This is a genomic window from Thiocapsa bogorovii, from assembly GCF_021228795.1.
Taxonomy (GTDB): Bacteria; Pseudomonadota; Gammaproteobacteria; order Chromatiales; family Chromatiaceae; genus Thiocapsa; species Thiocapsa bogorovii.
Genome location: NZ_CP089309.1, coordinates 5,031,444 through 5,052,361 on the forward strand (window position 1 = coordinate 5,031,444; position 20,918 = coordinate 5,052,361).

Genomic DNA, 20,918 nt, shown 5'->3' on the forward strand with positions numbered 1-20,918 from the left:
GCATTTACACCTTGCCTCAGGTGATCCAAGCGGCTGAAATATCGCTGCAAGGAGGTCCCGATGACCAATTCGATCCCTCACCCGCAGGGTGAACCCGAAACCACCGCGGCGGTGCCGCATGCCGGCCCGGTGGCGGTGGACACCTTTGGCGGGCGCGTCCACGTCGAGTGGGATGCGCAGGCGTCGGTGCGCCGCAGCCTCGGCAAGCTCGATGAAGCCGACGGGGTGGCCTGGTCGCAGAACCACCTGGACGCCTGCGTGGCCCCGGTGCTGGGCGTGCCCTGGATTCTCGATACCGACCTGACGGTCAAGCCGCACCACGGTCATCAAGAGGGTGCGGTCAAAGGCGACAATCCGCACAAGCCGGGACGCCCTTCGCACAGCGTTGCGGTGCGTGCGGGTCTTCCGCACGCGCAAGGTTGGTCCGATCGCGAGCGGATGGGTGCCGATGAACTGGTCTACCGCGGTGTCGTGCGCACCCCTGTCTATGCGCCTGCGGAGCGAGCACCGCTGGACGGCGACTGGACGGGCCTCGCCGCCGAGCATTTCGCGACGGCTTCCGATGTCTACCGCCTGACGGGCGAGCTGCCGGTATACGCCGATCTCGGCGAGACGGCCGACGGACGGGCCAAGGGCGAGGTCGAAAGCGCAGCCCGGCTGGCTCGTATGCTCGGCGAAGACGCGATTGCCCTGGAGCCTCATCAGTGGCGCTCTTTGGCGAGCTATCTGCGCCAATGTCGGATCGAGCGTATCTGGCGGCCCTGGGCGCGCCGATGCTCGGCCGGCCTGCCCGAGGATGCGCCGTTGGTGGGCGCCGGTGTTGGCCGTTTCCTTGTGCCCGAGCTTGCGCGGCGGCTCGGCCGCGGCCATGTCGACTGGCTGACCTTGATCGCGCGTGCAGCGGATCCGGCGTCCGCGCCCACACCGGAAGGCGCCGATGCGGGGGGCTGCGCGCCGGCCGTTGCACTCGCTCTGTTGCCCTTATCGGAGTCCGGCGATGCCCTTGCTTGAAGAGCTGCCCTATCGACCGGACAGCGCACAGATGTTCGAGGCCTTGACCGAGCGACCGTGGGCCGCGTTCCTGGACAGTGGCCGACCGCTGTGCGAGGGCGGACGGTACGACATCCTCGCCGCCGATCCCTACCTGATGTTGGTCACGCGAGGGACGCTGACACGGATTCGCTCGCACGCCGGTGTATCCCTATCGCCGCAAGATCCCTTTGAGCTGTTGCGTGACGTCCTCGGCGAGCGGACTGCGCCGATTGCGGGTCTTCCGTTCGCGGGTGGCGCCATCGGCTGGCTTGGCTACGACTTGGGACGGCGTATCGAGCGGCTGCCGGTGCTCGCCCGCGATGCAGAGAAGATTCCCGATATGGCCGTCGGGCTCTATGACTGGGCCGTTGTCGTCGATCACGACGAACAGCGCTGCTGGCTGGTCGGTGCCGGCCGCGATCCGCGCACGCGTGCACGCTGGCCGGAACTCCTGCGGACCTTCACCGGGCCGTCGCCAACGCGTGCGCGCTCCTTTCGGTTGCGCAGCCCCTTGTGCTCGAACATGACCAGGGCTCGATACGCGGCCGCCTTCGCCCGCATCCAGGCGTTCATCCATGACGGCGATTGCTATCAAGTCAACCTCGCGCAGCGCTTCGCGGCCCGCGCAGCGGGCGATGCCTGGTCCGCCTATTGCGGTCTGCGCAGGCTCAACGCCGCGCCGTTCGCTGCTTACTTGTCGACGCCGTTCGCTAAGGTGATGAGCTCCTCTCCGGAGCGCTTCCTCTCGCTGCGCGACGGTCGCGTGGAGACCAAGCCGATCAAAGGCACTCGGCCCCGGGGTACGAGCCCGGAAGCGGATTCGATTCTCGCGCGGGCACTGTCGGAAAGCACCAAGGACCGCGCCGAAAACCTGATGATCGTGGATTTGTTGCGCAACGATCTGGGCAGAGTCTGCCGGACGGGCAGCGTGCGCGCCCCGAAGCTCTTCGACGTGGAGAGTTACGCCGCGGTGCATCATCTCGTCAGCACGGTCACCGGCAAGCTGGCGGATGGCGAGGATGCGGCCTCGTTGCTGCGGGCCTGCTTCCCCGGCGGGTCGATTACCGGCGCGCCGAAGATCCGTGCTATGGAGATCATCGAGTCGCTCGAGCCGCAGCGCCGGGGTGTCTACTGCGGCGCCATCGGCTATCTGGGCTTCGACGGTGCGATGGATAGCAATATCGCCATTCGTACCCTGGTCTACGCGGCAGGCACGGTGCGTTTCTGGGCCGGCGGCGGCATCGTTCATGATTCCGATATGGAGCAGGAGTATCAGGAGACCTTCGATAAAGCCGCACCCCTGCTCCGGCTGCTCGAGGGCGAGCCGCTCGCCGATGTGGGTCGTTAAGCTCGGGGGCAGCCTCGACGCCGCCGAGCTTGCGGCAGCCGCTTCTGGTGGTGCCCGGCGGCGGCCCGTTCGCGCATGCCGTGCGCGCCGCCAACAGCGGCGGCAGTTCGATGATCGTGCCGCTCACGTGATGGCCGTGCTGGCCATGGAGCAGATGGCGCACGTCGTTCGTTCACTGGCGCCCGGGCTCACGGGCACCGATGACGCGACAGCCCCGCGGGCGCCCTGCGGCGATGCCCGCCCCGCGGTGCGCGTGCGCTTCGACCCGACCGCGATCTCGGCAGTCGGCAGCGGTTCGTAGGGAGCCGCCTCGGTTCGGCGATCCGCCCGTGTCGAGAACGGCGAGCGGGAGTCCGCCCTCGGGATCTATGTGAAGCTCCACATCACCGGACCATCCGGCCATCGGCAAGGTCGCCTCGCGCACGGCGGAAGCCCGTACCGCGCGCTGCAAGGCCAACAAGGGCAGCCTGCCCGGTTGCGCCGCCGGGCAACCGACCGCGGTCATGACCAAAGGCACGCCCGTGGGTTCTGGCCTGTGCCGCCTGCGGAAATAGGCCTAAACGACTTGCCAAGGACGGCAAAAGGTCGGTCAACTGCCGGATCTGGGCTGAGCGAATCGAGTGATGGCGTTGATCAAGCAGACCGAGCACGAGATGGGTCAAGACGCCAGCAACATCGGGTTCGGCAGCAGCGAGGCCGATTCGATGATCTCTTCAATCGCCTGACCCACATGTCCGGAATCCGCCTTCACACGTGAGGGTTGATCGGTCGGCTCCGGATTGCTCGGCGCGGCTCCAGTCAACGCGTGCAGATTCCGAGCAGGTTCCTCACACGTTTCCAGGGTTGCAGGGTTACAGGAGCCTTGCCGACGCCGCGGTCGAAGAAAAATCCGGTCGATGAACCGCCGTCGAGGTTGATGGCGCGATCGACCCGCCAGGGTGTCAGGTCCCCCGGGGAGGCAAGGATTACCCCGAGCTCGGAGAGCGTGAGACTGGTCATGGTCGCACCGATGACCCAGTGTCCCCGCCAATCCGTGGCGATGAAGGTGCGGCGCCGCGGGTCGGAGGTGGACAGGCCTCGCACCGTGCGACCGTCTTCCACGAGATAGGGTCCGGTCTGCAACAAGGCGCTGATGTGCGTGTGATCTTGGAAACGGCCGCGCCGGACGAGATGGATGCCGCGGTCGTCGCTGTAGATCACGCCGCTCAGGAGTTTCGCGGTCTCGAATCGGTTGATCCGCTGTCCTTTCGAAATCACCAGCCCGGCCGGCCGCCAATCCGGGTGGAAGAAGCCGCCGTTGACCCCGGCCACGCAGCCCTCGGCGCGGAAGGCCGCCTCCAGCGTCGGGTACGCCGCCTCCGGACCGGCGCCCAGATCGATCACCTCCAGGCGGAACGCCCGCGAGGTGAAGAAGGCGACGTGTGCGACGACACGTTTGCTGTCGGAAGGGCGCACCGCGGAGCGTTTGGCGTAGGTGAGGTCGGCGCTGATGTCCTGCCGCTCCGACTCCCCCCCAGGCATCCAATCCGCGGCGAGCGCGGTCGAAGCCTGCAGCAGAAGGGCCAGGAGGAGCATGCCGGGCCACACTGAAGGCGGGCTTAAGGACCACCGCACCCAACCAGCCTGTTCGCCGCGGATCGTCGTACGCGTCGGCGCGGTCCACGGAGTTTTCTCAATGGTCATGGCTTGGAGTTGCCCCGACGCGCAGTGCATCACCAGACCCGGGATGGGCTCCGGCGATGTCACCGTTCCGGCCGGTCGTGCATTTCTCGGTTAGGCGGATCATCGGGGGCATCTTCGAGGTCCGAGTTGCGCGGCCCCGGCGAGCGCGGGACGCACCCTGCTTTCCGGGTGAGGAGGCCCTGGTGAGTCCTCCCAATGCTATCAGAAGCACGCCGACATCCCTAAAGCTGCAGCGGATGCTCTACCGTTGGAATCCCGCGCACTCACCACGATCTCGCGTTCGAAGGGTACATCATCAGGAGAAGGACAATGAGCGTCGTGCATTTGAGCGCACCCACGATCGATCCGGACGAGGTCGCCTATTTCGAGCGACTCGCGCACCGTTGGTGGGACGCGGAGGGGCCGTTCTGGCCCTTGCACCGTCTCAACGCCTTTCGCGTCGACTACATCCGCCGGCATCTTGCCGTATGTTTCGGGCGGGATCCACTAGCGGAGCGCCCCTTTGAAGGGCTGAAAGTGCTTGATATCGGATGCGGCGGCGGGATTCTCAGCGAGTCCATTGCGCGGCTCGGCGCCTGTGTTACGGGGGTGGAGATTACCGAGAAGAACGTACGTGTTGCGCAGATCCATGCCCAGTGGAGCGGTCTGGAGATCGATTATCGCCTGGGGACGGCGGAGGACTTGGTGCGTTCCGGCGAGCAGTTCGACGCCGTGCTGAACATGGAGGTGATCGAGCATGTCGAGCATTTGCCGGAGTTTCTCGCCGATTGCGGTCGCCTGGTTCGACCGGGCGGGGTGATGTTCGTGGCCTCGATCAATCGAACGATCGCGGCCTTCTTCGTGGCCATTCTCGGCGCGGAGTACCTCCTGCGCTGGCTGCCCAAAGGCACTCATCACTATCGCAAACTGGTTCCCCCGGGGGAGGTTGAGACCGTGCTGGGTCGAGACTTCGATGTCAAAAATCGCACCGGCGTCCGGGTGAATCCGTTCAATCGCGCTTTCGGCTATACCCGCTGGATGGGCGTGAACTATATGCTTCTCTTGCAGCGTCGCTGAGGGTGATTGAAACATCGGGCAGGTGGATCTTGTCGAAAGAGGGGTGCCGGGGCGTATCCGATTGGCTCCGGCTTGGTTCTGAGGGCAGGACGATGACCGGAGAAGACGAATTCGAGGGTTGGATCGCATCGATGTCGCGCGGCGACTGCGGTTTCACGTACGTCAGGTTTTATGCCGATGCCCCGGAATGGGCCCGATACGCGGCAATCAATCGCTTCGGCAAGGGCACGGTCTTTCTGCCGCCTACCGAGATCAAGCCCAAAAAGACCGCGGCCTAATCCGCCGCGATCGAGAGTACCTCTTCGATGGCTCGGTCGATGACCTCGAGGGGTGTGTAGAAATGGGGTGAGAAGCGAATTCCGCCGCCGCGCTGTGCGCAGAGAACCCGCCGGTGCATGAGCTCGGGGTAGAGCTCGGACGAGGGTTTTCCGGGGACTCGAAAGGTGACGATGCCCGCGCGGCGCTCTGGCGCGCGGGGCGATAAGATCTCCAGGCCGTGTTGATCGATCCTCTCGATCAGATGGGCCGTGCGCATCTGAACCTCATGCCAGACGTTCTCGATTCCGACCTCTTCGATCAGCGAGAGACTCGCCTCGAGGGCGTGGACCCCCAGGAGGTTCGGGCTGCCGCACTCGAAGCGTCTTGCGTCCTCGGCGGGTCGCCAATCCCGCCGGTCGAAGTCCCCCGAGTGTTCGAGCATGTGCCATCCGAACTGGTGCAGGATGAGGGTGTGCCGCATGGACGGGCGAACGTAGAGCAGGGCCACGCCCTCCGGACCCAGCATCCATTTGTGTCCGTCGGCCACGACGAAGTCCGCCGCGGTGCGCGAGAGGTCGAAGGGCAGGGCACCCAGGCCCTGGATGGCGTCCACACAGAAGAGGATGCCGTTGGAGCGGCAAAAGGCGCCGATACGCTCCAGATCGAGGCGTAGGCCCCGCGCGTATTGCACCCAACTGACGGCGATCATTCGGGTGCGCGGGGTACAGAGTGCGAAGAGGTCGGCTTCGGGATCGGCGGATCCATCCAAGTCGAGCGGTTTCCAGACCACCCCGCGGGGTGCTAGGGACTCCCAGACGACGCGGTTGGACGGAAACTCCTGTGCGACTCCGACGATCTCGTCGCCGGATTGCCACGTTAAACCGTAGGCGATGATCGAGAGTGCCTCGGAGGTGTTTTTCGCCAACGCGATGTCCGCTGCCGAGTCGGCTCCGATCAGCCTCGCCAACCGCTCGCGCAGACGACGCTCCGTCGCGAGCCAGTGAGGATAATGCAGCGATCCAAGCCGCCTGTTCTCCTCGGAAAATCGCTGTACAGCCTCGGCGGCGCGCCGCGGCCAAGGACCGACGGCCGCGTGGTTCAGGTGGCAGAGGGTCGGGTCGAGATCGAACTCGTCGGAGTCGAGACTCAACCGTCACTTCCCTCCGCCGGAGCTGCCGGAGCCTGCTGGGCCTGGACCGATGGCGTTGCCGGTGCTGCGGGCGCCTGCGAGGCTTCGCTGCCTGTTGCGGGCGGACTCTGAGGTGCCTCGGCCGCCGGTGCCGGATCCGAAGCGGGGGCTGCCGGTATTGCTGCCGCGGGTGGTGACGATCGCGCCGGCGAACTTGCGGAATCGGCCGGTCCTTCCGTCGTCGCGGTTGCCGTGGTCTCCGTATCGGGCGTCGCAGCCCGGCCGGATTCCGCGCTTGCCTGTTCAGGCGCTGTAGCCGCCTCCGCGGCGCTTTGGGGCGCGCTCTCGGTCGAAACCGCCGGCGCGGCCTCTGCCGTTGGAGCCGACGTCGGCGGTGCGGCCTCGGATGCCGTGGCGCCGGATGTCGGGCTCGGATCCCGGGGTGTGGCAGACGCGGTCGACGACTCCGGCGTGGTTCCGGGCACGGACCCCGGTGACGCCGTGGCGGGTTCGGCAGCCGTCACACCGACATCGGAGGTCGGTGGCGGCGCGGCGGGCGGGGTCGTCGATGCCTGCGGGGCCGAGCGCGAATCGGCTGGCGGGCGCGGAGTCGTCGTCGCGCTCGCTGTGCTCGCAACAGCGGTTGACGCCTCGGCGCTCGGGCTCGCCGCTGCCGCACTGGCTTGGGCGACGCGACGATTCTCGGCCTCCCGTTTGGCGCGCTCGGCTGCGATGCGCTGTTTCTCGACATAGTTGCCGTAGCTCGGGCCGGATCCGACGATGGTGACCTCCGTACCATGCGAGACGTGCTTGAACAGAACCGGCGCGAGCGTACTCGGCAAACGAATACATCCGTGCGAGGCGGGCTGTCCGGGACGCGGTATGGGCCCGGCATGTAGGCCGATGCCGTCGTAGGTCAGCCGCATGAAATAGGGCATGCGTGCGCCCTCGAAGCTCGCGCCTGCCGGGATCGGATCGCGGCCCGCTTTGGCGTTCGAGCGGACGACCTTGCCGTTTTTCACGACCTTACCGTAGAGGTTCGAGCGCTTGTTCTCCACCTTTTCCATGACGGCGAAGCGGCCGGTCGGGGTCGGATGCTTGGGCAAACCGCTGGCGATGGTGCTCCAGCCGATCTCGTCTTCGCCGACAAAGAAGCTTGCCCGCTGCGTGTCCGTGTCGATGACGATGCGCGAGACCTTGCGACCGTCTCCGTTCCACTCATAAAGCTTGGAGGGTTTCGGCTTCTCGACGGGCCCCTCGACGCGCTCCTCTGCCGGTTGAGGTGTCGGCTGCTCGGCGACGACCGGCTCTTCCGGCTTCGGATCGAGCTTGCTCATGAACCGCGCAAGCTCGGTACAACCCGTGAGGGTCAGAAGCAGCGCGCAGGCACCCAGGACCTTGACGGAGGGGAATAAGGCTTGGGGCAAGCCCCGTCGTTGCATCTGGCTCATAGCGTCTTGTTCTTCTCGAGGGTCCCGGCCAAGCCCGGGACATTGCGATTGGTCAATCAGGTTTAAAGGATAGCGCGATGAAGCTCGAAGGGCACGCAGATCGGCTGATTCTTGACTTCCCCGTCTTAGCACCGACGTAGCTCGCTGGCGAAGAGATTTTCGATCCGAGCCGACATACGGTCGCGGCCCGAACCCCGTGAGACCAGTCATATCGACCCCTTGGACCGCCGACGTGGCGGTAAAGCTTACGGAGTATCGGATGCTGACGGACCGCGCCTCGTCCCCCACGCACGACCACCAACCCAGTGGCTCGGAAGCCGATGCGGCAATGATGTCGCGCCGCCGCGTTCTATTGTTTTTCCTAATTATCGGCACGATCGCATTCGCGATCGCCCTGATGATCGCCACCCTTTCGAGCGGCGGATTCGACCTTCTGGATGCCCTCCTCACCCTCTGTTTCGGGCTGACCTTGCCCTGGACGGTGATTGGCTTTTGGAATGCCGTGATCGGATTCGCTCTGATGCGTCGCCATCGTGACCCTGCCGCGGTTGTCTGCCCGGTGATCGCCGATCCGCCGGATGCGATCACGGCTAGAACGGCAATCTTGAGCTGCATTCGCAACGAGGATGCCGAGCGGGTCGTGCGCCATCTGGATCGCATGATTCAAGGCCTCCATCAGTCAGGTCATGGACAGGCGTTCGAGATCTTCGTACTCAGCGACTCGACGTGGCCCGAATGCATCGAGGCGGAAGAGGCAGGGGTGCAGCGCTTGCGCAACCGCTGGTCGCCGCTGGTGAGCATCGGATATCGGCGACGTCCGGACAACCCCGGTTTCAAAGCGGGAAACATCCAAGATTTCATGCATCGCTGGGGCGACGGGTTCGATTTCGCTCTGGTCCTGGATGCCGATAGCCTGATGGCGCCCGACACCATCCTGCGGATGGTGGGCATCATGCAGCGCAATCCGCGTTTGGGGATTCTGCAAAGCCTCGTCGTCGGCCTGCCTTCGACGAGTGCCTTTGCGCGGATCTTTCAATTCGGCATGCGCCTCGGGATGCGCTCCTACACGCTGGGCAGTGCCTGGTGGCAGGGCGACAGCGGGCCATACTGGGGACACAATGCGCTCCTGCGCGTGCAGCCCTTTCGGGCGCACTGCCGTCTCGATCCGCTGCCGGGTCGCCAACCGCTCGGTGGTTGGGTCTTGAGTCACGATCAGGTCGAGGCGGCGCTGATGCGCCGAGCCGGCTACGAGGTGCGTGTGCTGCCGCAAGAGCGGGGAAGCTGGGAGGAGAATCCGCCGACCTTGATCGAATTCATCCGACGCGACCTGCGTTGGTGTCAAGGCAACCTCCAGTATCTGCGCCTGCTCTCCACGCCGGGCCTGCATCCCGTCGGGCGGGTTCAGTTGGTGCTGGCGATCCTGATGTTCATCGGCTCGCCGGCGTGGGTCCTCTTCATGACGCTCGCGGCCTTGCAGATCGGCCGTGTTCCGGAATCCGGCCCCATGTTTGATCCGATCTTCGGCTGGTCCATCTTTGCGCTCGTCATGACAATGGTCTTCGCGCCGAAGCTTGCGACCTTGGGGAGTCTGCTGCTCTCCCGAAAAGGTCGCGCCGATTTCGGCGGCGGTCCGCGCCTGCTGGCCGGCGCCTTTGGGGAGATCCTCTTCTCGACCTTGATCGCGCCCGTGATGGCTTTGGCACACACGCTCTTCATGGGCGGGCTCCTGTTCGGCAAGGCGATCGTCTGGTCACCGCAGCGTCGCGACACCCATCGATTGAGGGTGACACAGGCCTTGCGCCGACTCTGGCCGCAGACCCTCTTCGGGATTGCGGCGATGCTCTGGTTGATCTCGACCGATGCCGGCGGGGCGGTTCTCTTGTCTCCTTTCATCGTCGGGGCACTGCTCGCCGTCCCGATCGCCGTGCTGACCGCCTGGCCGGCCTTCGGCGCCTGGCTGGCGCGGATTGGCCTTTGGCGGATCCCGGAGGAGGTCGATCCGCCGGCCTTGATCAAGTCGCTCGGGCTTCCACGGGTCGGCCGGCGACGCGCTTATGTGCCGGCGACGGATCAGGTGGCCGCGGATTCGATCGTTGGCGACTGAGCGCAATCACGCCCGCAGAGACGGCCTACGGGCCGTTCTCGGTGTAATGCGATCGTTGAAGATCTACTATCTGAACCGGCGTCGGTTGCGGATGGACGACTTCTACCGTGCCTTTCTCGCCCCCGGCGATCTGGCCTTCGATATCGGCAGTCACGTCGGCGATCGGGTCGGCTCTTTTCGTCGCATCGGTGCCCGCGTCCTGGCGGTCGAACCACAGCCGGCGCTGGTGCGAACGCTCCGTTGGCTCTACGGACGCGACCCCAGGGTGCGGATCGAGGCGGCGGCGGTCGGGCGCGCGTCCGGGCGGGGGCAGCTGCGCCTGAATCGCGCCAACCCGACGGTGAGTACGCTCTCCTCAGGCTTCATCGCGGCGGCACGGGATGCGCCGGGGTGGGAGGCGCAGCATTGGGACGGCGCGATCGAGGTTGACTGCACGCGTTTGGACGACCTGATCGAGCGTCACGGCATGCCGCGCTTTATCAAGATCGATGTCGAGGGTTACGAGGCGGAGGTGATCGGCGGACTGACCCGACCCGTCGATGCCCTATCGTTCGAGTTCACGACGATCCAGAAGGACGTCGGACGGTGTGCGTTGGCGGAATGTTCGCGACTGGGCTATTCGCAATTCAACGCCGTTCTTGGCGAATCCTATGTCTTTGTCCACGACGTTTGGCTCGACGCCTCCGCGATCGGCCGCTGGCTCGATGTCTTGCCGCATACCGCCAACTCGGGAGACATCTATGCCCGGCGAGTCGACTAGGAACGCGCGCCGATCGCAAGCGGCGCCTGCGCAGCGGGGCGTTCCGACATGGGCCCGCGCCTACTGGGTCACCGGGCCACTTCAAGGGGAACTGCGCGATGAGCCGCTTGCACCGCCCGGTCCGCGGGAGGCGCTGGTGCGAACCCTTTACACGGGCATCAGTCGAGGCACCGAGGCGCTGGTCTTGCGCGGCGAGGTGCCGCCGAGCGAGTACGCCGGGATGCGTGCACCTTTTCAGACCGGTGACTTCCCCTGGCCGGTGAAATACGGTTATTGCAACGTCGGGCGGGTCGAGGCCGGCCCGCCGGATTGGCTCGGGCAGACGGTCTTCTGTCTCTATCCCCACCAGAGCGCCTATTGCGTCCCGATCGAGGCCCTGCACCGGATCCCCGACGCGGTCCCGCCGGGGCGGGCCGTGTTGGCGGCGAACCTCGAAACCGCCGTCAACGGGCTCTGGGATGCCGGTCCCCGGATCGGCGATCGTATCGCCGTGGTCGGCGCCGGATCCGTCGGTGTGCTCTGCGCCTGGTTGGCGGGGCGGATCCCGGGCTGCCGTGTCGAGCTGATCGACATCAATCCGCGCCGCGCCGAGATCGTCGAGAGGCTCGGGGTCGACTTCGCCTTACCCCTGGATGCGCGCGGGGATGCCGACCTCGTCATCCATGCAAGCGGCTCGTCGGCCGGCTTGGAGCAGTCCCTCGGACTGGCCGGCTTCGAGGCGACCGTCCTGGAGTTGAGCTGGTACGGCACCAAGCAGGTGACCCTGCCGCTCGGCGCGGCCTTCCACCGACGTCGCTTGACCTTGCGCTCCTCCCAAGTCGGCCAGGTCGCGACGGCACAACGTGCACGCTGGGACTATCGTCGGCGTCTCGGTCTCGCGCTGGCACTGCTCGCCGATCCGGCGCTGGATGGTCTGATCAGCGGCGAGGACGCGTTCGAGGATCTGCCCGCCGTGCAGAAACGTCTGGCATCGGATTCGAGCGATGTCCTGATGCATCGGGTTAGCTACCCTAGAGACGACATCCGAGCCGTGTCTTGAGATGCCCCGTCGGTTCCTCTCCGCCACCGAGAGATCCGGTTTGCGACCACCGCGCCGTGGTGCCTTGTTTCGGTTATTCTTCCGGCGTGTACAAAGAAACGGGACAGGAGACACCATGTACAGCGTCTGTGTTCGCGACCACATCATGATCGCGCATAGCTTTCGGGGGGAGGTCTTCGGACCGGCACAGCGGCTGCACGGGGCGACCTATGTGGTGGACGTCGAGTTCCGCCGTCCCGAGCTGGATACGGATGGGCTGGTGGTCGACATCGGGCTCGCCACACAAAAGCTGCGCGCGCTCTTGGCCGATCTGGACTATCGGAACCTGGACGAGGAGCCGGCCTTTCAGGGCCGCAACACCTCTACCGAGTTCCTCGCGCGTGTCATCTTCGATCGCATGGCCGAGCAGTTGAGTGCGGGCGCGCTCGGCGAGGGCGCCCGCGCGATCACGGCCCTGCGCGTGCAGTTGAGCGAGTCCCACGTTGCCTGGGCGGCCTACGCCGCCGACCTGCCGCAGCGACAGCACGCATGACGCGTGCAGGCTCCGTCTGGTTCCTGATCCCCGGTAACCTGACGACGCCGACCGGCGGTTATCGCTACGATCGACGGATCATCGACGGGTTGATCGGCTTGGGTTGGCGCGTTCGCGCCGAGCGTCTCGACGACAGTTTCCCCGAGCCGAATGCGGATGCTCTGGCGGATGCCGACCGCCGCCTTGCAACCATTCCGGACGGCGATAGGGTGGTCATCGACGGATTGGCCTTCGGGCTTCTCGGGGATGTCGCCGCTCTTCACGAACGACGCTTGCGCTTGGTCGCGCTCGTCCATCACCCACTCGCCTTGGAGACCGGTCTCTTCGCCGCCCGAGCCGAAGCATTGCGAATGAGTGAATCACGGGCCCTGGTGTCTGCCCGTCGAGTGGTGGTGACCAGTGCCGCCACTGCGGATGTCCTGAACCGCGACTACGGGGTCTCGAAGGAGCGGATTCGCGTCGTCCAGCCCGGCACGGATCCGGCACCGCTTGCGGCAGGCTCGGACGAAACCATCCTGAACCTGCTCTGCGTGGCCGCTCCGACGCCGCGTAAGGGCCACGACACCCTGTTGCGCGCGCTCGCACCCTTGGCAGACCGGCCCTGGCGACTGGATTGTGTCGGCAGCCTCACGCGTTGCACGCGGACGAGCATCGCCTTGCGGCGTCTCTCTGAACGCTTGGACCTGTCCGAGCGTGTGAATTTCACGGGTACCGTCGACGAACCCGCTCTCGATGCGTTTTACCATCGGGCGGATCTGTTCGTCCTGCCGACCCGCTTCGAGGGCTACGGCATGGTCCTGACCGAGGCCTTGGCTCGGGGTCTGCCGATCGTCAGCACCCGGACCGGGCCGATCCCGGACGTGGTGCCTGCGGATGCGGGGCTCTTGGTGGATCCCGACGACCCGGCGGCGCTCGAAGCCGCCTTGGCCCGGGTACTCGACGACGCCGGGCTGCGCCGCAGTCTGGCCGCGGGCGCTCGCTCTGTGCGCACTCGCCTACGCGGTTGGGATGCTGCGAGCGCGGAGTTCGGCTGCGCCTTGGAAGGGGTGCCCCATGGGTGATTTCGACGCCGACTGGTTGCGGCTGCGCGCGCCGGCGGACAGCCGTGCCCGAGCTGCCGATCTGCCGGTCTTGCTGCGTCCTCACCTACCGAAATCGCAGATGCTTCGTGTGCTGGACCTGGGGTGCGGGACCGGTTCCAATCTGCGAACACTGGCCCCGATCTTGGGTGGCCCGCAGGCGTGGCTCTGTCTGGATGCGGATGACGACCTCTTGGCTCGAGTGACGGACGAGACCCGAGCCTGGGCGCAGGCATCCGGGCTCGATTGGGACGCAACGGATCAACGGGTCACGCGGGCCGAGCCGCATCTGAGATGCTCCATTGCGACCCGTCGCTTCGATCTCGTGCGCGACCTGTCCGCGCTTCCGCTCGAAGGGATCGGGTTGGTCACGGCCTCGGCGCTGCTCGATTTGGTGTCGGAGACCTGGCTCGCCGGATTGGTCTCGCGGTGCGCGAAGGTGCGCGTGCCGATCCTGATGGCCTTGACCTACGACGGTCGCGTGGCCTTCGAGCCCGCGTTGAGCCTTGATCGGGAGGTCATCGAGGCCGTGAATCGACACCAGGGTCGCGACAAGGGCTTCGGCCCGGCGCTGGGGCCCGGCGCGAACGCTCGATTGGCGATCCTCGCGGCTGCAGAGGGTTACTGGGTCGAGGTGCGGAGGAGCGATTGGCGGATCCGACGTTCGGAGCGGGAACTGCAGACGGCCTTGATCCGTGGCTGGTCCCGGGCCGCTCGCGAAGAGTCGCCGGCATCCGATGCGGCGGGGATCGCGCACTGGGAGACGGTTCGGCTCGCCGCCGTCGAACGGGGTTGTTCCCGAATCAACGTCGGTCATCGCGATCTTCTCGCCATTCCGCCGCGGACTTAAACCGCGCCCGTCGCGGTATGCGTCATGTGTTGCAGTGGCTTGGCCGCGCCCGCTGCAACGCCTGTCGGATCTGGCGCGGTTTAGCGGATGCGGGACAGCTCCGATCGGGTGATCGTCTCGTCGTCGAGGGCATTTCGAGGGACCTCCGCGGCGGAATCCTCCGGTGCCGGCGCGGGGGACTCTGAGGTCAGCTCGAAGTCATAGAGCACATCCTCGCCCATCCGAAAGAGGCGTGTCGCCGGCCGCAAGGCATCCGCCAAGCGTTGGGTCGGCGGCAGTTGTACTCCGGGTCGACCGCTGCCGATCACGAGCGGGGCGACCGCTATCTGCAGGCGGGACAGCCGCCCGGCCTGAAGGAATCGCGAGACCGTGGCCCCGCCGCCTTCGATGAAGATCCTGCGCAGACCTCGCTCGGCGAGCGTGTTCAGGACCGCCTCCAGATCGAGCCCGTCTGACACGACCGGTACCCCGATCAGCTCGGCCCGCCCATGGTGTTTCTCTCCGGGTCGGATGCGGTCTCGGTCGCAACACAGCAGCGTCTCGGCCTCGCCGTCGATGAACAGATGACGCTCGGAGGACAGACGTCGTCGCGGGTCCAAGACGACCCGCACGGCATTCGGTCCGGGAACCAGGCGCGTGGTCAGGCGCGGATCGTCTGCGGCCACGGTCTCGGCCCCGACCAGCACGGCATCACTGAGCGCACGCATGCGGTGCAGGTGCCGAATGTTGGCCTCGCCGGTGACGAAGCGGGCATCCCCGTCGGCCGTGGCGATGAAGCCGTCGATGCTCTGACCGAGATGTGCGATCACCTCCGCGGGACCGGGATGCGGACGGCACAGGGGCAGGTAAAGATCGAAGAGCGCGAGCGCTGGATCGCCGCCTTGGCAATCCTCCGCGCGGTCTCTTGTCCGGTTTCCGGGGCGCCAACCCGTGTGCGGGAGCCAGAGCAGGTCCGCGAGCGAGCGATGCGCCGGGTCCACCGTCGACACCCGACCGTCCGGGTCGGCACGCAAGGCCAGCGGATGGTCGAGCGACCAAGCGGCATTGCGCGCCAGTCGTGCGGCACTCAGAATCAGCGACCAGGTGCGAGCGGCGTCGGTGTCTTGCCGATGCGACTGCGATTTCGATCCCTCGCGCTGAGTGATCTTGGATCGGATCATCGGCGGGCTCCCCTGGTTGAGTTGATGTCGGACACGCGGTTGAAAGGCAACGTCATTCCGCGGATATGGCGCTGGACACCTGGAAATCGAGCCGAGCGAATCGGTCTTCGCCATCGACGCGCCCTCGGTGACGGGAACCAAGACACATGGAACGAGGAGATCGCCTTGAGATTCCTGCATGCCGCCGATGTGCATCTCGACAGTCCGCTGCGCGGACTCGAACGCTACGAAGGCGCACCGGTCGATGAGATCCGCGGCGCGACCCGCCGGGCCTTCGAGAATTTGGTCGCACTCGCGATCGAGGAGGCGGTCGACTTCGTCCTCTTGGCCGGCGACATCTACGACGGGGACTGGCGGGACTACAACACCGGGCTGTTCTTCTTGGGCCAGATGGGCCGCCTCAACGATCACGGCATCCCGGTCTTCCTGATCGCCGGGAACCACGATGCCGCGAGCCAGATCACCAAGGCGCTGCGACCGCCGCCGAATCTCTCGGTCTTCGCCACACGCGCGCCCGAGACTTGGATCCTCGAGCACCTCGGCGTGGCCATTCACGGTCAAGGGTTTTCGACCCGTGCGGTGACGGACGATTTGAGTCGGGCCTATCCGCAAGGCGATCCGGCACTCTTCAACATCGGGTTACTCCACACCTCGCTCGACGGGCGCCCGGGCCACGAGCCCTACGCGCCCTGCACCCCGGACGGCCTGAGAGCAAAAGGGTACCAGTATTGGGCGCTCGGCCATGTCCACCAGCACGAGCTGATCGCAGAGGACCCCTACATCCTCTTCCCGGGAAATCTCCAGGGCCGCCATATCCGCGAGACCGGCCCGAAAGGCTGCACCCTCGTCCGGGTCGAAGACGGCGAGGTCGTGGAGATCGAGCCGCGGGCGCTCGATGTCGTGCGCTGGGCGGTCTGTCCGGTGGACGTGACCGACGTGCGAAGCCCGGATCAGATCCTCCCGCTGGTCGAGCATGCGCTCGCCGCAGCGTCGGACGCGGCAGAGGGCCGTCTTCTCGCAACCCGTCTCCGTCTGACCGGGCGCACACCGATTCATTCGCGCCTGCACGCCGAGCACGAGCGCCTGGTCAACGAATGCCGTGCCCTGGTCTCCGCCGCGGGCTTGACGGACGTCTGGATCGAGAAACTGGTCGTGGAGCCCCATCCGTTCGCGCCGGTCTCCGAGCTGTCGCGCGAGGATGCCTTCGGCGGGCTGTTGCGCACGATCCATGCCTTGGAGGTCGACGGCGAGCGTCTCTCCTCCCTGAGCGAGGAGGTCGAGACGCTTGCGCTCAAGCTGCCGGCTGCCTTGCGCGCCGGCGATGATCCGTTCGATCCAGTAGACCCTGAATATCTGTCCGACTGCCTCGAGGACGTGAAGGCGTTACTCGTCGAGCGGCTGCGCGGGCAGGGCGATCCGCAGGAGGGTGCCGGATGAAGATCCTGGAGTTGGACCTGCGCGCATTCGGTCCCTTCACCGACCGGCGCCTCGATCTGAGCGGTGGCAGCGAGGGCCTGCATCTGGTCTTTGGCCCCAACGAGGCCGGCAAAAGCTCCGCCCTGCGTGCACTGCGCGGCTTGCTCTTCGGGATCCACGAGCGTACCCGTGACGACTTCCGACACGGCAAGCAGGAGCTGCGTCTGGGCGGGCGTCTGCGCAACCGCGGCGGGGAGGAGCTCGAATTCGTCCGACGCAAGGGCCGCAAGAGCACGCTGCTCGATTCCGCCGGGAAGGCAATCGGCGAGGATGCGCTGCTGCCCTTCCTGGGCGAGGTGGACGACGGCCTGTTCGAGCGGCTCTTCGGGATCGATTACGAGAGTCTGGTCGGCGGCGGTGAAACCCTGCTCGAAGAGCGGGGCAGGGAGGCCGAGGCGCTGTTCGGGACCGCGCTGGGCGCGACCGCAATCCACCGGGTTTTGGATCGACTCGATCAAGAGGCCAACGGGCTCTTTTTGCCGCGCGCGTCCAAGCCGCGGATCAACGCCCTGATCGGCGAGCTCGGCGAGAACGACCGCCGCGTGCGCGAGGCGAGCTTGTCGGTCCGTGAATGGGAGCAGGCCAAGACGTCGCTCGATCGGACGATGCGCGAGCTGGCGGGGATGGACGCGGAGATCGCGGAAACGACGCTCGAGCGCAGCCGCCTCGAACGCATTCGCCGCACCCTCCCGGATCTGGCGCGGATGGCCCGGCTGCAGGAGCAGTTGGGCGGGATCGGCGCCGTGCCCGTACTCGCCGAGGATTTCGCGTCGCGTCGCGAGGAGGCGGTCGCCAAACAGACCCGTGCCGTCGAGGCGCGCACCAATGCGCAGCAACGGCTCGATGGGTTGCGCGGACTCATTTGCGAGCTGAGCGATGCCGTGTCGGAGGCTCTGCTCGGGGAGTCGGAGTCGATCGACGACCTGCGCGAACGGCTCGGCAGCCATCGCAAGGCCGCGCGCGATCGCACCGAGCTGGTCGCCGAGCTGACGGGCCGGGAGTCCGAGGCGAGCGCGCTGCTGCGGCAGGCGCGTCCGGACTTGACCCGCGATGCCGCGCCTGCCGATGTGGCTCGACTGACGCCGCTGCTCGCGCGCAGGCGAAGCGCGACCGATCTCGGCGCCCGCAAGGCCGCCTTGATCGATGCGGTCGCCAAGACCCGTGCCGATCTCGCCGAGACGCAAGAGCGCCTCGGGCTGCGCACCGCGGCGCTTGCCGAGCTGCCCCCGGCGGTTGTTTCGACCGATCTGCAGATCGCACTCGATGCCGCGCGCCGGGCGGGAGACCTGGATCAGACGCTTGTCGAGGAGCGGGTGGCGTTGGCGGCGCAACTGAAGGCTTGCGAGCAGGGGCTCTCTGCACTCGGTCTCTGGTCGGGCGGGTTGGCCGATCTGCTTGCCGCACCGCTGCCCGACGAGGAGAGTCTGCGGCGCTTCGCGGACGAGACCCGCGCTCTGAACGAACAACGGCAGGCACTGGAGTCGAAGCGTTCGGAGGTGGTCGGCGAGCGACTGCGGTGCGAAGAGGCCCTGCGGGTGCTCGAGCTGAGCGGCTCGGTTCCCTCCGAGGAGGAGCTGACGCTCTCGCGTGCGCATCGCGATCGGGGCTGGCTGCTCGTGAAGCGGGCATGGCTGGCGGGCGCGGATGTCGCCGCCGAGGCTCGGCTCTACGACGCCGCAGCACCTCTTCCGGATGCCTTCGAAGGGGCTTTGACGGGGGCCGACGAGGTTGCCGATCGTCTGCGCCGCGAGGCAGGGCGCGTCCATGACCGTGCAACGACACAGGCACGACTGGAGGTCGTGCAGCATGAGCTGGAGGAGACCGAACGTGCGCTGGCCGAGCTGGCATCGTGCGTCGCCCGCTCCGAGACGGCATGGCATGGGCTTTGGTCCGCCTGCGGCCTGATCCCGCTACCACCGTCCGAGATGCTGCCCTGGCTCGTTCGCGCCGCGCGGCTTCGCGAGCTGATCCGCCGGGCCGACGAGATTCGCGAACGGATCGAAGCCCGCGAGGCGGTCCGGGCTTCGCACCGCGCGGCGCTCCTGAGCGCACTCGGCTCGGGGGACCGGACCGTCGAGCTCGGATCCACGGCGCTCGCCAAGCCCGAGCTCGGCGGCCTCATCGGGTTGGCAGAGGACCGGCAGCGCGCCGCGGAGGACGGCGCGCGTGCGCGTCTCGCGCTGGAGCGCGAGATCGCGGAGCTCCAAGAGCGCGCCCGAGGGTTGAGTCGCGAGCTGTCCGAGGCCGAGGCCGATTACGCAGGGTGGCAGAAGGACTGGACGGCGCTTATGGCCGAGCTCGGACTCGCGCCGGATGCCGGTCCCGGCGAGGTCTCGGACGATCTTCAGGCCATCGCGGATGCGGTGGCGAAGGTTGAGGCCGGCGCGGTTTTGAGACGGCGTATCGAGGGGATCGATCGGGATGCCGCGGCCTTCCTCGAGCAGACCCGCGAATGCCTCGGTCGGCTCGCGGTCGACCTGCTGGACCGGCCGGTCGAGGACGCGATCTTGACGCTCCACGCGCGGCTCGACGAGCAACGTGCCATCAAGACGCGACTCGACGAGCTGCGTGCCCAGGCGAGTCGCACCGAGGATGAGATTCGCGAGTCGGAGACGGCGATCGCGGCGGCCGATCGCGTCCTCGCCGAGCTCTGTCGTCAAGCCGGGTGCGAATCGCCCGACCAATTACCGCTGATCGAGGCGCGTGTCCGTGAGCGGCGGCGACTCACCGACGAGCTGGAAGATGTCGAACGTGCACTCATGCGCGCCGGTGACGGCCTCGGAATCGACGCGCTCGCACAAGAGGCGGCCGCCGTCGACCAAGATCGGGTGGTCATGCGGCTGACCGAGATCGACGCGCGCCTCGAGCAGGAGCTGCGTCCGGCGCACCGAGCGCTGATCGAAGAGAAGGCCGACGCGGATCGTGCACTCAAGGCGATGGGCGGGGAGGGCACCGCCGCCGCGCTCGCCGAGGGATCCCAACAACTCCTCGCCGGCATCCGCACCCATGCCGAGCAGTATGTCCGGCTCAAGCTTGCGGCGCGTATCCTGCGTGACGAGATCGAACGTTTCCGCCGCCAAAACAGCGACCCCATCCTCGGGCGCACCAGCCACTATTTCGCGCGCCTCACCTGCGGCGCCTTCAGTGCGGTCGAAACCGATTTCGACGAAGCCGACCAGCCCGTTTTGGTCGGTCTGCGCAACAGCGGTGAGCGACTGCGCGTTGAGGCGATGAGCACGGGGACCCGCGATCAACTCTATCTGGCGCTGCGCCTGGCCAATCTTGAGCAGTATCTCCAAGCGGCCGAGCCGATGCCGTTCGTCGTCGACGACATCCTCATTCAGTTCGACGACGAGCGCGCGCTCGCCACGCTCGCGACCCTGGCGGACTTCTCGGCCAAGACCCAGGTGATCCTCTTCACGCACCACGGCCGCGACACCGAGCAGGCTCGGCAGCTCGATCCGGGCCGAGAGCGGATTTGGGTCCACCGGTTGGGGTAGTGTAGGCAAGCCCGTGTGCCAGCCCGGCGGAGCGTCATCCATGCCACTTGGCCGGCTCTTCGAACTTGCTCGTGACAGTCGAAGCACTATCTAATGAGCTTGGCGGCGAGCGCGCGAACCCGTCTGCTCGCCGGTTCGTCAATAGGAACGAGGCTATCAGGAGTTACCGTTGGAAATCGAAGCAGTCGCACAACTCATTCGGCAGGGCATCCCGGGCGCCGAGGTCCAGGTCTCCGGCGACGGGAGTCATTTCGACGCCGTTGTCGTCAGCGAGGTCTTCGAGGGCCTCACGCCGATCAAAAAGCAGCGCTTGGTGATGGACACCGTCAAGCCGCAGATCGCAAGCGGGGAACTGCACGCGCTGTCGATCAAAACCTTGACGCCGGCGCAAGCCGCCGAGCAAGTCGGCTGAGGACAACACGGACTTGCCGCCTCGGCACGGCATGCCCGGACCTTGCCAA

18 protein-coding genes are annotated in these 20,918 nt (G+C 66.5%); 14 read left to right on the forward strand and 4 right to left on the reverse strand.

Annotated features, from left to right (window positions below; translation table 11 throughout):
• Window positions 1-60 precede the first annotated feature (60 nt).
• Genes LT988_RS22430 through LT988_RS22440 form a run of 3 tightly spaced genes read left to right on the forward strand, consistent with a single transcriptional unit; the run spans window position 61 to window position 2,681 of the window.
• Window positions 61-1,011, forward strand: coding sequence for a hypothetical protein (locus tag LT988_RS22430; RefSeq protein WP_232407729.1), 951 nt, complete (start codon window positions 61-63; stop codon window positions 1,009-1,011).
• Entirely contained in the window at window positions 998-2,380 is a 1,383-nt protein-coding gene (pabB, locus tag LT988_RS22435; RefSeq protein WP_232407730.1) for an aminodeoxychorismate synthase component I, read from the forward strand. Before LT988_RS22430 ends, pabB begins: the two co-directional genes overlap by 14 nt.
• Window positions 2,367-2,681, forward strand: a complete 315-nt coding sequence (locus LT988_RS22440) for an amino acid kinase family protein (protein WP_232407731.1) — start codon at window positions 2,367-2,369, stop codon at window positions 2,679-2,681. Before pabB ends, LT988_RS22440 begins: the two co-directional genes overlap by 14 nt.
• Window positions 2,682-3,178: 497 nt before the next feature.
• On the opposite strand, the gene LT988_RS22445 is transcribed toward LT988_RS22440, so the two are convergent.
• Window positions 3,179-3,955: a phosphodiester glycosidase family protein gene (locus LT988_RS22445; protein ID WP_232407732.1), complete on the reverse strand. Its 777-nt coding sequence runs from the start codon at window positions 3,953-3,955 to the stop codon at window positions 3,179-3,181.
• A gap of 417 nt (window positions 3,956-4,372) precedes the next feature.
• Here LT988_RS22445 and ubiG point away from each other — a divergent pair, with 417 nt between their 5' ends.
• The gene (ubiG, locus tag LT988_RS22450) at window positions 4,373-5,119 is read left to right on the forward strand and encodes a bifunctional 2-polyprenyl-6-hydroxyphenol methylase/3-demethylubiquinol 3-O-methyltransferase UbiG (RefSeq protein WP_232407733.1); all 747 of its coding nucleotides are present in this window, start codon (window positions 4,373-4,375) and stop codon (window positions 5,117-5,119) included.
• Window positions 5,120-5,211: 92 nt separating this feature from the next.
• Entirely contained in the window at window positions 5,212-5,397 is a 186-nt protein-coding gene (locus LT988_RS22455) for a hypothetical protein (protein WP_232407734.1), read from the forward strand.
• On the opposite strand, the gene LT988_RS22460 is transcribed toward LT988_RS22455, so the two are convergent.
• Together LT988_RS22460 and LT988_RS22465 are read right to left on the reverse strand one after the other, a co-directional pair.
• On the reverse strand, window positions 5,394-6,527 hold the full coding sequence (locus LT988_RS22460) for an aminotransferase class V-fold PLP-dependent enzyme (protein ID WP_232407735.1): 1,134 nt from the start codon (window positions 6,525-6,527) through the stop codon (window positions 5,394-5,396). The genes LT988_RS22455 and LT988_RS22460 overlap by 4 nt on opposite strands.
• On the reverse strand, window positions 6,524-7,957 hold the full coding sequence (locus LT988_RS22465; protein ID WP_232407736.1) for a L,D-transpeptidase: 1,434 nt from the start codon (window positions 7,955-7,957) through the stop codon (window positions 6,524-6,526). The genes LT988_RS22460 and LT988_RS22465 overlap by 4 nt, the downstream gene beginning before the upstream one ends.
• Window positions 7,958-8,216: 259 nt before the next feature.
• On the opposite strand from LT988_RS22465, the gene mdoH reads away from it, so the two are divergent.
• From mdoH to LT988_RS22495, 6 genes are all read left to right on the forward strand, one after another.
• Window positions 8,217-10,061 (forward strand): glucans biosynthesis glucosyltransferase MdoH, encoded by a 1,845-nt coding sequence (mdoH, locus tag LT988_RS22470; RefSeq protein ID WP_232407738.1) that lies wholly within the window; start codon window positions 8,217-8,219, stop codon window positions 10,059-10,061.
• 46 nt (window positions 10,062-10,107) lie between these two features.
• Complete coding sequence (locus LT988_RS22475; protein ID WP_232410637.1) at window positions 10,108-10,821, forward strand: FkbM family methyltransferase; 714 nt, start codon at window positions 10,108-10,110, stop codon at window positions 10,819-10,821.
• Entirely contained in the window at window positions 10,802-11,860 is a 1,059-nt protein-coding gene (locus tag LT988_RS22480) for a zinc-dependent alcohol dehydrogenase (RefSeq protein ID WP_232407739.1), read from the forward strand. The genes LT988_RS22475 and LT988_RS22480 overlap by 20 nt, the downstream gene beginning before the upstream one ends.
• 115 nt (window positions 11,861-11,975) lie before the next feature.
• Entirely contained in the window at window positions 11,976-12,392 is a 417-nt protein-coding gene (locus tag LT988_RS22485; protein ID WP_232407741.1) for a 6-pyruvoyl trahydropterin synthase family protein, read from the forward strand.
• Window positions 12,389-13,453: a glycosyltransferase family 4 protein gene (locus LT988_RS22490; RefSeq protein WP_232407742.1), complete on the forward strand. Its 1,065-nt coding sequence runs from the start codon at window positions 12,389-12,391 to the stop codon at window positions 13,451-13,453. The genes LT988_RS22485 and LT988_RS22490 overlap by 4 nt, the downstream gene beginning before the upstream one ends.
• Window positions 13,446-14,321 carry a class I SAM-dependent methyltransferase gene (locus LT988_RS22495; protein ID WP_232407744.1) on the forward strand — a complete coding sequence of 292 codons (876 nt, stop codon included), beginning with the start codon at window positions 13,446-13,448 and terminating at the stop codon, window positions 14,319-14,321. Before LT988_RS22490 ends, LT988_RS22495 begins: the two co-directional genes overlap by 8 nt.
• Before the next feature lie 80 nt (window positions 14,322-14,401).
• On the opposite strand, the gene LT988_RS22500 is transcribed toward LT988_RS22495, so the two are convergent.
• Window positions 14,402-15,481, reverse strand: coding sequence for a RibD family protein (locus LT988_RS22500; protein ID WP_232407745.1), 1,080 nt, complete (start codon window positions 15,479-15,481; stop codon window positions 14,402-14,404).
• 165 nt (window positions 15,482-15,646) lie between these two features.
• Here LT988_RS22500 and LT988_RS22505 point away from each other — a divergent pair, with 165 nt between their 5' ends.
• The 3 genes from LT988_RS22505 to LT988_RS22515 all read left to right on the forward strand — a co-directional run bounded on the left by LT988_RS22505 (window position 15,647) and on the right by LT988_RS22515 (window position 20,869).
• Window positions 15,647-16,918, forward strand: coding sequence for a metallophosphoesterase family protein (locus tag LT988_RS22505; protein WP_232407746.1), 1,272 nt, complete (start codon window positions 15,647-15,649; stop codon window positions 16,916-16,918).
• Entirely contained in the window at window positions 16,915-20,457 is a 3,543-nt protein-coding gene (locus LT988_RS22510; RefSeq protein WP_232407747.1) for an ATP-binding protein, read from the forward strand. The genes LT988_RS22505 and LT988_RS22510 overlap by 4 nt, the downstream gene beginning before the upstream one ends.
• A gap of 169 nt (window positions 20,458-20,626) precedes the next feature.
• On the forward strand, window positions 20,627-20,869 hold the full coding sequence (locus LT988_RS22515) for a BolA family protein (RefSeq protein ID WP_232407748.1): 243 nt from the start codon (window positions 20,627-20,629) through the stop codon (window positions 20,867-20,869).
• Window positions 20,870-20,918: the final 49 nt, after the last annotated feature.

Coding starts and splice junctions, on each gene's coding strand:
- LT988_RS22430 (WP_232407729.1), top strand. CDS start 61: ATGACCAATTCGATCCCTCACCCGCAGGGTGAACCCGAAACCACCGCG.
- pabB (WP_232407730.1), top strand. CDS start 998: ATGCCCTTGCTTGAAGAGCTGCCCTATCGACCGGACAGCGCACAGATG.
- LT988_RS22440 (WP_232407731.1), top strand. CDS start 2,367: ATGTGGGTCGTTAAGCTCGGGGGCAGCCTCGACGCCGCCGAGCTTGCG.
- LT988_RS22445 (WP_232407732.1), bottom strand. CDS start 3,955: ATGCTCCTCCTGGCCCTTCTGCTGCAGGCTTCGACCGCGCTCGCCGCG.
- ubiG (WP_232407733.1), top strand. CDS start 4,373: ATGAGCGTCGTGCATTTGAGCGCACCCACGATCGATCCGGACGAGGTC.
- LT988_RS22455 (WP_232407734.1), top strand. CDS start 5,212: ATGACCGGAGAAGACGAATTCGAGGGTTGGATCGCATCGATGTCGCGC.
- LT988_RS22465 (WP_232407736.1), bottom strand. CDS start 7,957: ATGAGCCAGATGCAACGACGGGGCTTGCCCCAAGCCTTATTCCCCTCC.
- mdoH (WP_232407738.1), top strand. CDS start 8,217: ATGCTGACGGACCGCGCCTCGTCCCCCACGCACGACCACCAACCCAGT.
- LT988_RS22475 (WP_232410637.1), top strand. CDS start 10,108: ATGCGATCGTTGAAGATCTACTATCTGAACCGGCGTCGGTTGCGGATG.
- LT988_RS22480 (WP_232407739.1), top strand. CDS start 10,802: ATGCCCGGCGAGTCGACTAGGAACGCGCGCCGATCGCAAGCGGCGCCT.
- LT988_RS22485 (WP_232407741.1), top strand. CDS start 11,976: ATGTACAGCGTCTGTGTTCGCGACCACATCATGATCGCGCATAGCTTT.
- LT988_RS22490 (WP_232407742.1), top strand. CDS start 12,389: ATGACGCGTGCAGGCTCCGTCTGGTTCCTGATCCCCGGTAACCTGACG.
- LT988_RS22495 (WP_232407744.1), top strand. CDS start 13,446: ATGGGTGATTTCGACGCCGACTGGTTGCGGCTGCGCGCGCCGGCGGAC.
- LT988_RS22500 (WP_232407745.1), bottom strand. CDS start 15,481: ATGATCCGATCCAAGATCACTCAGCGCGAGGGATCGAAATCGCAGTCG.
- LT988_RS22510 (WP_232407747.1), top strand. CDS start 16,915: ATGAAGATCCTGGAGTTGGACCTGCGCGCATTCGGTCCCTTCACCGAC.